Origin of the sequence: Streptomyces endophyticus (genome assembly GCF_035798155.1) — a bacterium.
Classification (GTDB): domain Bacteria; phylum Actinomycetota; class Actinomycetes; order Streptomycetales; family Streptomycetaceae; genus Streptomyces; species Streptomyces endophyticus.
In genome coordinates, this window is record NZ_JAOZYC010000119.1 from 71,842 (window position 1) to 85,592 (window position 13,751).

11 protein-coding genes and 1 tRNA gene are annotated in these 13,751 nt (G+C 67.5%); 7 read left to right on the forward strand and 5 right to left on the reverse strand.

From position 1 onward, the window contains the following. The first annotated feature begins 33 nt into the window (after positions 1 to 33). The 4 genes from OKJ99_RS18390 to OKJ99_RS18405 are packed head-to-tail and all read left to right on the forward strand — an operon-like array spanning position 34 to position 4,326. Positions 34 to 963: a branched-chain amino acid ABC transporter permease gene (locus OKJ99_RS18390; RefSeq protein ID WP_326017626.1), complete on the forward strand. Its 930-nt coding sequence runs from the start codon at positions 34 to 36 to the stop codon at positions 961 to 963. 5 nt (positions 964 to 968) lie between these two features. Then, the gene (locus tag OKJ99_RS18395; protein ID WP_326017628.1) at positions 969 to 2,759 is read left to right on the forward strand and encodes a branched-chain amino acid ABC transporter permease; all 1,791 of its coding nucleotides are present in this window, start codon (positions 969 to 971) and stop codon (positions 2,757 to 2,759) included. Positions 2,760 to 2,764: 5 nt separating this feature from the next. Continuing rightward, positions 2,765 to 3,613 (forward strand): ABC transporter ATP-binding protein, encoded by an 849-nt coding sequence (locus OKJ99_RS18400; RefSeq protein WP_326017630.1) that lies wholly within the window; start codon positions 2,765 to 2,767, stop codon positions 3,611 to 3,613. Beyond that, entirely contained in the window at positions 3,610 to 4,326 is a 717-nt protein-coding gene (locus OKJ99_RS18405; protein WP_326017632.1) for an ABC transporter ATP-binding protein, read from the forward strand. The genes OKJ99_RS18400 and OKJ99_RS18405 overlap by 4 nt, the downstream gene beginning before the upstream one ends. A 79-nt stretch (positions 4,327 to 4,405) precedes the next feature. Here the strand turns inward: OKJ99_RS18405 and OKJ99_RS18410 are convergent, their stop codons facing one another. Further along, positions 4,406 to 5,062, reverse strand: a complete 657-nt coding sequence (locus OKJ99_RS18410; protein ID WP_326017633.1) for an ANTAR domain-containing response regulator — start codon at positions 5,060 to 5,062, stop codon at positions 4,406 to 4,408. Between the two features lie 108 nt (positions 5,063 to 5,170). On the opposite strand from OKJ99_RS18410, the gene OKJ99_RS18415 reads away from it, so the two are divergent. Both OKJ99_RS18415 and OKJ99_RS18420 read left to right on the forward strand, forming a co-directional pair. Continuing rightward, positions 5,171 to 5,253: transfer RNA gene (locus tag OKJ99_RS18415), tRNA-Leu, on the forward strand. Positions 5,254 to 5,336: 83 nt separating this feature from the next. Continuing rightward, positions 5,337 to 6,125 carry a helix-turn-helix domain-containing protein gene (locus OKJ99_RS18420; protein ID WP_326017634.1) on the forward strand — a complete coding sequence of 263 codons (789 nt, stop codon included), beginning with the start codon at positions 5,337 to 5,339 and terminating at the stop codon, positions 6,123 to 6,125. Positions 6,126 to 6,135: 10 nt separating this feature from the next. Here the strand turns inward: OKJ99_RS18420 and pyk are convergent, their stop codons facing one another. Next, a complete protein-coding gene (pyk, locus tag OKJ99_RS18425; protein WP_326017635.1) occupies positions 6,136 to 7,572 on the reverse strand; it encodes a pyruvate kinase in 1,437 nt (478 codons plus the stop codon). 122 nt (positions 7,573 to 7,694) lie between these two features. Beyond that, positions 7,695 to 8,390, reverse strand: a complete 696-nt coding sequence (locus OKJ99_RS18430; RefSeq protein ID WP_326017637.1) for an SIMPL domain-containing protein — start codon at positions 8,388 to 8,390, stop codon at positions 7,695 to 7,697. A 113-nt stretch (positions 8,391 to 8,503) separates the two neighbouring features. Here OKJ99_RS18430 and OKJ99_RS18435 point away from each other — a divergent pair, with 113 nt between their 5' ends. Then, complete coding sequence (locus OKJ99_RS18435) at positions 8,504 to 10,306, forward strand: bifunctional metallophosphatase/5'-nucleotidase (RefSeq protein ID WP_326017639.1); 1,803 nt, start codon at positions 8,504 to 8,506, stop codon at positions 10,304 to 10,306. Between the two features lie 30 nt (positions 10,307 to 10,336). Here OKJ99_RS18435 and OKJ99_RS18440 read toward each other — a convergent pair whose 3' ends face one another. Both OKJ99_RS18440 and OKJ99_RS18445 read right to left on the reverse strand, forming a co-directional pair. After that, positions 10,337 to 11,779 carry a lysine N(6)-hydroxylase/L-ornithine N(5)-oxygenase family protein gene (locus tag OKJ99_RS18440; protein WP_326017641.1) on the reverse strand — a complete coding sequence of 481 codons (1,443 nt, stop codon included), beginning with the start codon at positions 11,777 to 11,779 and terminating at the stop codon, positions 10,337 to 10,339. Further along, entirely contained in the window at positions 11,776 to 13,503 is a 1,728-nt protein-coding gene (locus OKJ99_RS18445) for a pyridoxal phosphate-dependent decarboxylase family protein (protein WP_326017643.1), read from the reverse strand. The genes OKJ99_RS18440 and OKJ99_RS18445 overlap by 4 nt, the downstream gene beginning before the upstream one ends. Between the last annotated feature and the right edge of the window lie 248 nt (positions 13,504 to 13,751).

The following is a 13,751-nucleotide window of genomic DNA, read 5'->3' on the forward strand; positions in this document are numbered from 1 at the left end:
CTCGCACTTGACCCCAACCTCGGAGGCCCAGCGGTGCACGATCTGCCGCAGCAGCTGGTCAACGGCCTGATCCTCGGAGCCCTGTACGGCCTCATAGCCGTCGGCTACACCATGGTCTACGGCATCATCCAGCTCATCAATTTCGCCCACGGCGAGATCTACATGATCGGCGGCTTCGGAGCCCTCACCATGTGGCTCTGGCTCCCCACCGGCACCAACCTCGCCATCGCCCTGCCCCTCATGCTCCTGATGGGCATCACCTGCTCCGTCCTCATCGCCGTCGGCGCGGAACGTTTCGCCTACCGGCCCCTCAGAAACGCCCCACGCCTCGCACCCCTCATCACCGCCATCGGCCTCTCCATCGCCCTCCAGCAAGCGATCTGGGCCTTCTACCCCAACGCCAAGTCCGACCGCACCTTCCCCCAGTTCAAGGGCGGTCCCTTCGACCTCGGCGCCTTCAACCTCCAACGCGGCGACATCTTCCTCATCATCGCCGCCCCCATCTGCATGGCCGCCCTCGCCTTCTTCGTCGCCAAGACCCGCACCGGCCGCGCCATGCAAGCCACCTCCCAAGACCCCGACACCGCCAAGCTCATGGGGATCAACACCGACCGCATCGTCGTCACCGCCTTCGCCATCGGCGGCGCCTTCGCAGCGGTCGCCGCCATGGCCTACGGCCTCAAATACGGCCAAGTCGGCTTCAAAATGGGCTTCATCGCGGGCCTCAAAGCCTTCACCGCCGCCGTACTCGGCGGCATCGGCAACATCTACGGCGCCATGATCGGCGGCCTCGCCCTCGGCCTCGCCGAAGCCCTCGCCACCGCCTACATCCAGGACATCCCCGGCATGGAACTCCTCGGCGGCGGAGCCTGGAAGGACGTCTGGGCCTTCGTCCTCCTCATCCTCGTCCTCCTGCTGCGCCCCCAGGGCCTGCTCGGAGAACGCGTCGCGGACAGGGCGTGATCACCATGACAGACACCACCACCAAGACGCCCCAGGCACTCATCCCGCTGCCCGCCAAGGCCGCCCGCTACGGCACCGCCGCAGCCGCCCTCGCCACCGCCGCCAGCACCTTCCTCGCCTGGACCTGGACCGACGAGTTCCCCGGCGACCTCACCGTCACCGGCTACCCCGGCGGACTCCAAGTCCTCACCCTCATCGGCGCACTGCTCACCCTGCTGCTCGTCCTCTCCGGACTCGGCACCCGCGGCCTGCGCTGGCTCACCCCCGGCGGATCCACCGCCCCCACCCTGCTCTTCGCCCTCGGCACCCTCGGCACCACCGGCTACACCATGGGCGCCATCTCCGCGAGCCTCGGCGGCACCGCCAACCTCGAACCAGGCGCCTGGATCGCCGGCATCACCGCCCTCGCCACCACCCTCCTCGCCCTCGGCATCCCCGCCGACGTCAAGGACGACGAAGCCACCCGCCCCTGGGCCCGCTTCCGCAACACCCTCAAAGCACCCCCCGCACGCCCCAGCGCCACCACCCTCCCCGCCTGGGTCGAAATCCTCATCATCGCCGTCACCTTCGGCATCGCCCTCTACGTCTTCACGTACGGCATCGACACCGAATACGGCGAACTCTTCGTCGGCTACCTCATCCTCGTCCTCTTCGGCGGCACCGCCCTCACCAAGAGCGGCCTCATCACCCGTATCACCACCCTCACCAACAAACACCGCACCATCGCCCTCACCGCAGCCTTCGTCGCCGCAGCGGCCTTCCCCTTCACCCAGACCAACGACACCTACACCAACGTCGCCGCCAACATCCTCGTCTTCGCCACCGTCGCCCTCGGCCTCAACGTCGTCGTCGGCCTCGCAGGACTCCTCGACCTCGGCTACGTAGCCTTCCTCGGCGTCGGCGCCTACGCGGCCGCCCTCGTCTCCGGCTCCGCCGACTCCACCATCGGCGTCCACTTCCCCTTCTGGGCAGCCGTCCTCACCGGCGCAGGCGCATCCCTCCTCTTCGGCGTCCTCATCGGCGCCCCCACCCTGCGACTGCGCGGCGACTACCTCGCCATCGTCACCCTCGGCTTCGGCGAGATCTTCCGCATCACCATGAACAACCTCGACGGCCAATCCGGCCCCGACGTCACCAACGGACCCAACGGCATCGCCAACATCCCCGACCTCGTCATCTTCGGATTCGACTTCGGCGAAACCCACACCGTCCTCGGCGTCGACCTCGGCCGATTCGCCAACTACTACCTGTTGATGCTCTTCTTCACGATCATCGTCGTGACCGTCTTCCGCCGCGCCGGCGCCAGCCGCATCGGCCGCGCCTGGGTCGCCATCCGCGAAGACGAAACCGCCGCACGCGCCATGGGCATCAACGCCTTCCGCCTCAAACTCCTCGCCTTCGCCCTCGGCGCCTCCCTCGCCGGCATGGCCGGCGCCGTCCAAGGCCACATCCAGTACTCCGTCACCCCCGACCAGTACGTCTTCGTCGAGAACGCACCACCAAACTCCGCGTTCCTCCTCGCCGCCGTCATCCTCGGCGGCATGGGCACCGTCAGCGGCCCCCTCATCGGCGCGGCACTGCTCTACCTCATCCCGGCGAAACTCCAATTCATCGGCGACTACCAACTCCTCCTCTTCGGCGTCGCGCTCGTCCTCCTCATGCGCTTCCGCCCCGAAGGCCTCATCGCCGACCGCCGCAAGAAACTCGAATTCCACGACACCGGCCAACTCGACATCCCCGAACAAACGAGCCTGCCCGGCACCGCCACCACGGCACCCACCAAGGCAGGAGCGTAATCACGATGACCAACACGGCCACAGTGCTCCAGGCAAGCGGCGTCACCATGCGCTTCGGCGGCCTCACCGCAGTACGAGACGTCGACCTCCACGTCGACCAAGGCGAGATCGTCGGCCTCATCGGCCCCAACGGCGCCGGAAAAACCACCTTCTTCAACTGCCTCACCGGCCTCTACACCCCCACCGAAGGCCAGGTCTCCTACCAGGGCAAAGTCCTCCCCGCCCAATCCCACCTCGTCACCCAGGCAGGCGTCGCCCGCACCTTCCAGAACATCCGCCTGTTCGCCAACATGACCGTCCTGGAGAACGTCCTCGTCGGCCGCCACACGAGGACAAAGGAAGGGCTGTGGTCAGCCCTCCTGCGCGGGCCCGGCTTCAAGAAGGCCGAGCGCGGATCCGAGGAACGCGCCATGGAACTCCTCGACTTCATCGGCCTCTCCCACAAACGCGACCACCTCGCGCGCAACCTCCCCTACGGAGAACAACGCAAGCTGGAAATCGCGCGCGCACTGGCCAGCGAACCAGGACTGCTCCTGCTCGACGAGCCGACAGCGGGCATGAACCCCCAAGAAACCCGCGCCACCGAAGAGTTGGTCGTCGCCATCCGCGACAAGGGCATCGCCGTCCTCGTCATCGAGCACGACATGCGCTTCATCTTCAACCTCTGCGACCGCGTCGCCGTCCTCGTCCAAGGCGAAAAACTCGTCGAAGGCACCAGCGAAGTGGTCCAGGGAGACGAACGCGTCATCGCCGCCTACCTCGGCACCCCCTTCGAAGGCGCCCCCGAAGACACCGCGATCGAAGAAGTCCAGGCCGCGGAAGCCCAGGCCGGCGGGGAAGGAAACGACCAGTGACCGCACTGCTCGAGGTCGAGGACCTCAAGGTCGCCTACGGCAAGATCGAAGCCGTCAAAGGCATCTCCTTCAGCGTCGAAGAAGGCCAGGTCGTCACCCTCATCGGCACCAACGGCGCCGGCAAGACGACCACGCTGCGCACCCTTTCCGGACTGCTGAAACCTTCGAGCGGCAAGATCAGCTTCGCCGGGCAGCCGCTGGCCACCGTCCCCGCCCACAAGATCGTCGCGATGGGACTGGCCCACTCCCCCGAAGGCCGCCGCATCTTCCCGCGCCTGACGATCATGGAGAACCTCCAACTCGGCGCGTTCCTCCGCCGCGACCAGGCAGCAGTCGACAAGGACATGCAGCGCGCCTACGAACTGTTCCCCATCCTGGGCGAGCGCAGGAAGCAGGCAGCGGGAACACTCTCGGGCGGCGAACAGCAAATGCTGGCCATGGGACGGGCGTTGATGTCCCAGCCCAAACTGCTGATGCTCGACGAACCCTCGATGGGCCTCTCCCCGATCATGATGCAGAAGATCATGTCGACCATCAACGAACTCAAGGCCCAAGGCACGACCATCCTGCTCGTCGAACAGAACGCACAGGCCGCGCTCTCGCTCGCCGACCAGGGCCACGTCATGGAAGTCGGCTCCATCGTCCTCTCCGGCACCGGCGAAGACCTGATGCACGACGAATCCGTACGGAAGGCGTACCTCGGCGAGGACTGAGGCTCGGACCGTACGTAGATGTGGCTGAGGCCCGCACCCCTGAACCGGGATGCGGGCCTCACACACGAGACAGGCGACGTCAGCCCTTCGACGCCTTCTTCTCCTCGGCGTCCTCGATGACCGCCTCGGCAACCTGCTGCATCGACAGCCGACGATCCATCGACGTCTTCTGAATCCAACGGAACGCGGCGGGCTCGGTCAGCCCGTACTCCGTCTGCAGAATCGACTTCGCCCGGTCCACCAGCTTCCGCGTCTCAAGCCGCTGCGTAAGGTCCGCGACCTCGTTCTCCAGCGTCTTCAGCTCAGTGAACCGGGACACGGCCATCTCGATCGCCGGGACGACATCACTCTTGCTGAACGGCTTCACGAGGTACGCCATCGCACCGGCGTCGCGCGCACGCTCCACGAGGTCGCGCTGCGAGAACGCGGTCAGCATCAGAACGGGGGCGATCGACTCGCCGGCGATCTTCTCCGCCGCGCTGATGCCGTCCATCTTCGGCATCTTCACATCGAGGATCACCAGGTCGGGCTTGTGCTCACGGGCCAGCTCGACGGCCTGCTCGCCGTCGCCGGCCTCGCCCACGACGGAGTAGCCCTCTTCCTCGAGCATCTCTTTGAGGTCGAGGCGGATGAGGGCCTCGTCCTCGGCGATGACCACGCGGGTCGTCAGCGGCGGGACGTGCGACTTGTCGTCGTCGACTGCGTCTACGGGCTCGGGCGTCTCGGGGGCGGTCACGGGGGCGCTCCTTGGTAAGGCAGGGCGGGGGGTGCTGCTCACAAGAGCCTACCTAGCTGCGACGCCACGCGGAGACCCGGTATGCTCTCTCGCAGCTCACCCAACCTTGCCCGGTTGGCGGAATGGCATACGCTGATGTCTCAAACACATCTGTTCGAAAGAACATGTGGGTTCGAATCCCACACCGGGCACTCCCCTTAAGCGGATGTTCACGTTCTCGTGAACATCCGCCTTTTCGTATCCTCGGCGATGCATGTTCATGCACTCTCGCCGCATGGACATGCATCCGCTGGAAACGCGTCAGCGCGCCATCACGCTCCTGCGAGACGGCGCCACAAACGCAGACGTGGCGCGAGCTTTGAAAGTCCCAGTCGGCACGATCGGCGCCTGGAAACACAAGGACCGCGCCACGCGGGGCGAATGCCCCGGAGCGCATCATTCGACCTGCCCGCGCTGCGACGGCCAGCCCATGGACTCGGCCGCGTACGCATATCTGCTGGGGCAGTACCTGGGGGACGGGAGCATCAGCCACTACTCAGGCCACCGCGTCCCCACTCTCCGGATCACCTGTGCCGACTCATGGCCCGGCGTTTCGCGCGAAACCGCAGCAGTCCTGCTCAGGGTCTTCCCGCACAACCAGATCGGCCGAGTCCGAAAGGCCGGCTGCCACGACCTCAAGGTCGTCTCGAAACACCTGTACTGCCTCTTCCCCCAGCACGGCCCCGGCATGAAGCACACCCGCAAGATCGCCCTCGCCCACTGGCAGCAGGAGATCGTCGATGCCCACCCGTGGGAGTTCATCCGAGGTCTCATCCACTCCGACGGGTGTCGGATCACGAACTGGACGACCCGGGTCGTCGCCGGTGAGCGCAAGCGCTACGAGTACCCGCGGTACTTCTTCACCAACAAATCCGACTGCATCCGGGAGCTCTACACCGACACCCTCGACAAGCTCGGCGTCACGTGGACGCACTGCACCCGTCACGGAAACCCGTACAACATCTCGGTCGCCCGCAAACAGGACGTCGCCCTGCTGGACGTCCACATCGGCCCCAAGTACTGACCGCCCACCCCTACTTGGGGCTGTCGTCCTCGCCGATGTGGTGGATGCGGACCAGGTTCGTGGAGCCCGCCACCCCCGGAGGGGAACCCGCCGTGATGACCACGACGTCGCCCTTCTTGCAGCGGCCGATCTTCAGGAGTTGTTCGTCGACCTGGGCGACCATCGCGTCGGTGGAGTCGACGTGCGGGCCCAGGAACGTCTCCACGCCCCACGTGAGGTTGAGCTGCGAGCGCGTCGCCGCCTCCGGGGTGAAGGCGAGCAGCGGGATCGGGGAGCGGTAGCGGGAGAGGCGGCGGACGGTGTCGCCGGACTGGGTGAAGGCCACCAGGAATTTGGCGCCGAGGAAGTCGCCCATTTCGGCTGCCGCGCGGGCGACCGCTCCGCCCTGGGTGCGGGGCTTGTTGCGTTCGGTGAGCGGCGGGAGGCCCTTGCCGAGGATGTCTTCCTCTGCCGCTTCGACGATGCGGCCCATGACCTTGACCGTTTCGATGGCGTATTTCCCGACGCTGGTTTCACCGGAAAGCATGACGGCGTCGGTGCCGTCGATGACGGCGTTGGCGACGTCGCTCGCTTCGGCGCGCGTAGGCCGGGAGTTCTCGATCATCGAGTCGAGCATTTGGGTCGCGACGATGACGGGCTTGGCGTTGCGCTTGGCGAGTTTGATGGCGCGCTTTTGGACGATCGGGACTTGTTCGAGGGGCATTTCGACGCCGAGGTCGCCGCGGGCGACCATGATGCCGTCGAATGCGGCGACGATGTCGTCGATGTTGTCGACGGCTTGGGGCTTTTCCACCTTGGCGATGACGGGGAGGTGGCGGCCCTCTTCCCGCATGATGCGGTGGACGTCCTCGATGTCGCGGCCGCTGCGGACGAAGGAGAGCGCGATGACGTCGGCGCCGGTGCGCAGGGCCCAGCGGAGGTCGGCTTCGTCCTTGTCGGAGAGGGCGGGGACGGAGACGGCGACGCCGGGGAGGTTGAGGCCCTTGTGGTCGGAGACCATGCCGCCTTCGATGACGCGGGTGCGGACGCGGGGTCCGTCGACGCCGGTGACTTCGAGGGTGACTTTGCCGTCGTCGACGAGGATGCGTTCGCCGGTGGTGACGTCTTCGGCGAGGCCGTCGTAGGTGGTGCCGCAGGTTTGGCGGTCGCCCTGGATGCCGCTTTCGACGGTGATGGTGAACTCGTCGCCGCGTTCGAGTAGTACGGGTCCTTCGCTGAATCGGCCGAGTCGGATCTTCGGGCCTTGAAGGTCGGCGAGGATTCCGACGCTGCGGCCGGTCTCGTCGGAGGCCTTTCGCACGTGCTGGTAGCGCTCCTCGTGCTCGGCGTAGGTGCCGTGACTGAGGTTGAAGCGGGCTACGTCCATTCCGGCCTCGACGAGTGCCTTGATCTGCTCGTACGAGTCGGTGGCGGGGCCCAGGGTGCAGACAATCTTTGCTCGGCGCATGTTTTCGACCCTAAACCTTACCGACGGGTAGAGAATTGGTCGGTCATGACTACTCAACAACCTTTACGTGAAGGGCTATTGACAAGGCTTGAATTTGGGCGACACTGCGCTCTGATGAGCGGTCAGAGGGTCGGCGGGTGCATCGTAAAGCGCGCGTTGACCTGGGCCCGTACGCGCTGACGTTGGGGTTCGAGGTCGAGTGCGGGGGCGGGTTCGGGGTCGGCGCCGGCGTAGGCGGCCGTGCGCATCATGCCGCGGGGCATGGCGTGCTCCGCCATGGTCATCTCGTCGGCGCCGATGTCGGCGATCTCGATGAGTGCGGCGAGGGTGGTGCCGAGGGCTTCGGCGTATTCGCGGGCGCGTTGGACGGCTTCACGGACGGCCTGTTGCCTGGCTTGGGCGTGTACGGGTGAGGTGGGGCGCAGGGACCACCAGGGGCCTTCGACGCTGGTGAGGTCGAGGTCGGCGAGGCGGGTGGTGAGTTCGCCGAGTGCGGTGAAGTCGGTGAGGTCGGCGGTGATGTGGACGCGTCCGTGGTAGGTGCGGATGCGTTCGCCGCGCCCTCGTTTGGTGAGGTCGGGGGTGATGGAGAGGGCGCCGGTGGCGGTTTTGTCGATGGCGTCCCCGTAGCCCTTGATGAGGTCGAGTACGTGGGTGTTGCGGCGGGTGAGGTCTTCGAGGGCGGTGCGGCGGTCGGTGCCGCGGGCGGCGACGGTGATGCCGATGCGGGCGAGTTCGGGTTCGGCTTCGATGTGGGCTTCTCCGCGGACCGCGATCCGCGGGGCTTCGGGGGTGGCGGTGTGGTGGTCGTTGGCCATGCGCCCACCTTGTCATCATCGAAACGAAACCTCGTGAGGCTGTTGCGAGTTGGGGTTGGTGAGCAAGAATCTACGCGCGTCGCTTTGGCGTACTCGTAGACGAGGAGACCTCGATGTCGTTGGACCGTAGATCCTTTCTCGCCAGTTCGGCTGCCACGGGTGCCGGGGTGACCCTGGCCGGTGCCGTGGCCGCGCCGTCCGCGTCCGCGGCGGAGCGGAAGAAGCCGGGGAAGCGGTACGCGTTCACCGTGATGGGGACGACGGATCTGCACGGTCACGTCTTCAACTGGGACTACTTCAAGAACGCCGACTACTCGGACGCGGCGGGCAATGCGCAGGGGCTGGCCCGTATCTCGACGCTGGTGGATCAGGTGCGGGAGGAGAAGGGTCGGGGGAACACCCTGCTCGTGGACGCCGGGGACACGATCCAGGGCACTCCGCTGACGTACTACTACGCGAAGGTGGACCCGATCACCGCGGACGGTGGTCCGGTGCATCCGATGGCGCGGGCGATGAACGCGATCGGGTACGACGCGGTGGCGCTCGGCAATCACGAGTTCAACTACGGCATCGAGACGCTCCGGAAGTTCGAATCGCAGTGCGAGTTTCCGCTGCTGGGCGCGAATGCGGTGGACGCGAAGACGGAGCTGCCGGCGTTCCCGCCGTACTTCATGAAGCGGCTGCGTACCCCGCACGGCAAGGACGTGAAGGTGGCGGTCCTGGGTCTGACCAATCCGGGGATCGCGATCTGGGACAAGGCGTACGTGCAGGGTGTGTTGAAGTTCCCTGGGCTGGAGGAGCAGGCGGCGAAGTGGGTGCCGAAGCTGCGGTCGATGGGCGCGGATGTGGTGATCGTGTCGGCGCATTCGGGGGCGTCGGGGCAGTCGTCGTACGGGGATCAGGTGCCGTACGTGGAGAACGCGGCGGCGAATGTCGCGAAGCAGGTGCCGGGGGTCGACGCGATTCTGGTGGGGCACGCGCACGTCGAGATCGAGCAGCAGTTGGTGACGAACGAGAAGACGGGGAAGACGGTCGTGCTGTCCGAACCGCTGTGTTTCGCCGAGCGGTTGGCGTTGTTCGACTTCGATCTGGTCTGGGAGAAGGGTCGTTGGACTGTCGAGTCGGTGAAGGCGTCGCTGCGGAACACGAATGCGGTGGCGGACGATCCGGAGATCTCGAAGCTGCTGCGGGAGCAGCACGAGACGGTGGTGGAGTACGTCAATCAGGTCGTGGGGACGGCGAAGCAGGCGCTGACGACGGTGGAGGCCCGCTACAAGGACGCGCCGATCATCGATTTGATCAACAAGGTGCAGGCGGATGTGGTGACGAAGGCGTTGGCGTCGACGGAGTACGCGTCGCTGCCGGTGCTTTCGCAGGCGTCGCCGTTCTCGCGTACGTCGGAGATCCCGGCCGGTGACGTGACGATCCGGGATCTGTCGAGCTTGTACGTGTACGACAACACGTTGGTGGCGAAGGCGATGACGGGTGCGCAGATGCGGGCGTATCTGGAGTACTCGGCGGAGTACTTCGTGCGGACGGCGGCGGGCGCGGATGTCGATGTGGACAAGCTGACGAACGCGGACAATCGGCCGGACTACAACTACGACTATGTGTCGGGGCTGACGTACGACATCGATATCGCGCAGGCGGCGGGTTCGCGGGTCAAGAACGTGAAGTTCGACGGCAAGGCCCTGGATGACGCGGCGCAGTTCGTGTTCGCGGTGAACAACTATCGGGCGAACGGTGGTGGCGCGTTCCCGCATGTGGCGTCGGCGAAGGAGCTGTGGTCGGAGTCGACGGAGATCCGGACGCGGATCGCGGAGTGGGTGACGGCGAAGGGCGTCCTCGATCCGGCCGATTTCGCGTCGGTGGACTGGAAGTTGACGCGGGACGGGACGCCGGTGTTCACCTCGTGAGTCTGTTCACGTCGTGAGTCGCGCGGGCCGCTAGTCCTGGAGTTTGACCATGGTGCCGCGCTCTCTTGTCTGTTGGCCGGGCAGGGGGGCGCGGTGCTCGTGTCCGGTGAGGCCGAAGGTGGTGAAGGCGGTGCGCCGGGGCTGCGGGTAGGGGTCTTTGCCGGTGAGGGTGTTGAGGATGGTGGCGCTGCGCCAGGCGGCGAGTCCGAGGTCGGGGGCGCCGACGCCGTGGGTGTGGCGTTCGGCGTTCTGGACGTAGACGGAGCCTTGGACGCGGTCGTCGAGGACGAGGCGGAACCGGTCGTCGATGCGGGGGCGTTCGGAGTGGTCGCGGCGCAGGTAGGGGTCGAGTCCGGTGAGCATGCCGCTGAGGGGGCGTTCCTTGTAGCCGGTGGCGAGGACGACGGCGTCGGTGGTGAGGCGGGAGCGGGTGCCCTGCTGGCGGTGTTCGAGGTGGAGTTCGACCTTGGTGGTGGCGACGCGTCCTGCGGTGCGGATGCTGACGCCGGGGGTGAGGGTGGCGTCGGGCCAGCCGCCGTTCAGGGTGCGCTGGTAGAGCTCTTCGTGGATGGCGGCGATGGTGTCGGCGTCGATGCCTTTGTGGAGCTGCCATTGGGCGGGTACGAGGCGGTCGCGCTCGGCTTCGGGCAGGTGGTGGAAGTAGTGGCTGTAGTCGGGGGTGAAGTGTTCGAGGCCGAGTTTGCTGTACTCCATGGGTGCGAACGCTTCGCTGCGGGCGAGCCAGGTGATCTTTTCGCGGCCTGCGGGGCGGGCGCGGAGCAGGTCGAGGAAGATTTCGGCGCCGGACTGGCCGCTGCCGATGACGGTGATGTGTTCGGCGGCGAGCAGGCGTTCGCGGTGGGTGAGGTAGTCGGCTGAGTGCACGACGGGGACGGTGGGGGCTTCGGCGAGCGGCTTGAGGGGTTCGGGTACGTAGGGGGCGGTGCCGACGCCGATGGCGACGTTCTTGGTGTAGGTGCGGCCGAGGGCTTCGGCTTCGCCTTCTGCATCGAGTTGGGTGAAGTCGACTTCGAAGAGGGCGCGTTCGGGGTTCCAGCGGACGGCGTCGACCTGGTGGGAGAAGTGGAGTCCGGGGAGGCTTTCGCTGACCCAGCGGCAGTAGGCGTCGTATTCGGCGCGCTGGATGTGGAAGCGTTCGGCGAAGTAGAAGGGGAAGAGGCGCTCGCGGGTTTTGAGGTAGTTGAGGAAGCTCCAGTGGCTGGTGGGGTCGGCGAGGGTCACCAGGTCGGCGAGGAACGGGACTTGGAGGGTGGCGCCTTCGATGAGCAGGCCGGGGTGCCAGTGGAAGGCGGGGCGCTGTTCGTAGAAGGCGGTGTCGAGTTCGGTGAGGGGGTGGGCGAGTGCGGCGAGAGAGAGGTTGAAGGGGCCGATGCCGATGCCGACGAGGTCGCGGGGTGCTTCGGTGGGTGGTGTCGCGGGGTGGGGGGTGGGCGCGGCTGACTCGGCTGTCATCGGGGGGTGTGTCCTTCCACCAGTTCCAGGAGGGCGGTGAGGTCTTCGGGGGTGGCGTGCGGGTTGAGCAGGGTGGCTTTGAGGTGGAGCTTTCCGTCCATGCGGGCGCGGCCGAGGACGGCGCGGCCTTCGGTGAGCAGGGTGCGGCGGATGGTGGCGATGGTCTCGTCGGTGGCGCCGGTGGGCCGGAAGAGGACGGTGGTGAGGGTGGGGGTGTCGTAGAGCTCGAAGTGCGGGTGTGCGTCGATGAGTTGCGCCAGGTGGTGGGCGAGCGCGGTGACGTCGTCGACGAGGGCGGCGAGTCCGGTGCGGCCGAGGGCTTTGAAGGTGACGGCCGTTTTGAGGATGTCGGGGCGGCGGGTGGTGCGCAGGGAGCGGCCGAGGAGGTCGGGGAGTCCGGCTTCGGTGTCGTCGTCGGCGTTGAGGTAGTCGGCCTGGTGGCCGAGGGCCCTGGTTTCGGCGGTGTCGCGGACGGCGAGGATGCCGGCGGCGACGGGTTGCCAGCCGAGTTTGTGCAGGTCGAGGGCGACGGTGTGGGCGCGGGCGAGGCCGTGGAGCTTGGGGGCTTCGCGGGGGCTGAAGAGGGCGCCTGCGCCGTAGGCGGCGTCGATGTGGAGGCGGGCGCCGTGCCGCTCGCAGATGTCGGCGATTTCTGGGAGCGGGTCGATGAGTCCGGCGTCGGTGGTGCCGGCGGTGGCGGCGACGAGTTTGGGCCCCGGGAGCGCGGTGAGCGCTTCGTCGAGGGCAGCCGGGTCGAGGGTGCCGGCGGGGGCGGGCACGGTGACCGGTTCGGGCAGCCCGAGGAGCCAGGCGGCGCGGGCGAGGCTGTGGTGGGCGTTGGCCCCGACGAGGAGGTGGACCGGTTCGCCGGGGGCGGTGGCCTCTGCGGTTTCCCGGGCGAGGAGGACGGCGAGTTGGTTGGCTTCGGTGCCACCGGTGGTGACGAGGGCGTCGGGGGTGGGGGTGGTTGGGGCGTGGGGGGCTGTGGGCCGGGGGCGTGGGGCGTCGGCGGCCGTGGGGCGGGGGCCTGAAGCATCGGCGGCCGGGGGCCGGGAGCCTGAAGCGTCGGCGTGCGTGGGTCGGGAGCGTGAGGCGTCGGCGTGCGTGAGCCGAGGGCCTGAGACGTCTGCGGCCGTGGGCCGAGAGCGTGAGGCTTCGGCAGCCGCGGGTCGGGAGCGGGAGGCGTCGGCGGCCGTGGGCCGGGGGCCTGAAACGTCCGCGTCCGTAGCCCGGAGGCCTGAGACGTCCGCGGCCGCGGGCCGGGAGCCTGAGACGTCCGCGGCCGGGGGGCGGGAGCCCGGGCCGTAGACCTCGTGGGCGAGGAGGGTGGTGACGAGGGTTTCGAGGGCGGAGGCGGCGGGGGCCTGGTCCCAGGAGTCCATGGAGGGGTTGAGTGCGCTCGCGGCGAGGTCGGCGGCGGTGGCGACGGCGAGTGGCGGGCAGTGCAGGTGGGCGGCGCAGAGGGGGTCGGCGGGGTCGGCGGCGCCTTCGGTGAGGGCGGTGACGAGGGTGCGCAGCGCTTCCTCGGGGCCCGTGCCGTGGGTGGGCAGCAACTCTCCTACGGTGTGGTGGAGTTGCGCCGTGACGGCTTCGGGTCCGCCTGCCGGGAGTGGGCCGCCTCGGTGGGCGGCGCCCTTGTGCAGGGCGTCGAGGACGGTGGCGAGCAACGGCCGCAGAGCGTCGGGGCCTTGGGTACCTCCGGCGAGGGGCGGCGTGCTGCGCATACGGGTCCTTTGTGTGGTTGGCGTACGTGATGCATCAGCTTGCCTTTTGCGTGCTGATGCGTCCGCCGTACCGATGAAGCTGACCCGAAAGTGGTATGGGTGGGCGTGGGGCTGGGGGTGGGTGTGCTAGGGCCTGTCGTCAAACTCCCGTCGTCGCCCGAAGGGCGGCGCCGCGGCGTCTGGGGCGTGCGATCGCAAGGCGCCGGAAGGTCCTAGAAGGGGGTCCCCCCTGCTCCTTAAGAGCTTGG

Excerpts from the sequence above, each read along its gene's own strand:
- OKJ99_RS18395 (WP_326017628.1), top strand. The coding sequence starts at position 969 with ATGACAGACACCACCACCAAGACGCCCCAGGCACTCATCCCGCTGCCC.
- OKJ99_RS18400 (WP_326017630.1), top strand. The coding sequence starts at position 2,765 with ATGACCAACACGGCCACAGTGCTCCAGGCAAGCGGCGTCACCATGCGC.
- OKJ99_RS18420 (WP_326017634.1), top strand. The coding sequence starts at position 5,337 with ATGGACATGCATCCGCTGGAAACGCGTCAGCGCGCCATCACGCTCCTG.
- pyk (WP_326017635.1), bottom strand. The coding sequence starts at position 7,572 with ATGCGCCGAGCAAAGATTGTCTGCACCCTGGGCCCCGCCACCGACTCG.
- OKJ99_RS18430 (WP_326017637.1), bottom strand. The coding sequence starts at position 8,390 with ATGGCCAACGACCACCACACCGCCACCCCCGAAGCCCCGCGGATCGCG.
- OKJ99_RS18435 (WP_326017639.1), top strand. The coding sequence starts at position 8,504 with ATGTCGTTGGACCGTAGATCCTTTCTCGCCAGTTCGGCTGCCACGGGT.
- OKJ99_RS18440 (WP_326017641.1), bottom strand. The coding sequence starts at position 11,779 with ATGACAGCCGAGTCAGCCGCGCCCACCCCCCACCCCGCGACACCACCC.
- OKJ99_RS18445 (WP_326017643.1), bottom strand. The coding sequence starts at position 13,503 with ATGCGCAGCACGCCGCCCCTCGCCGGAGGTACCCAAGGCCCCGACGCT.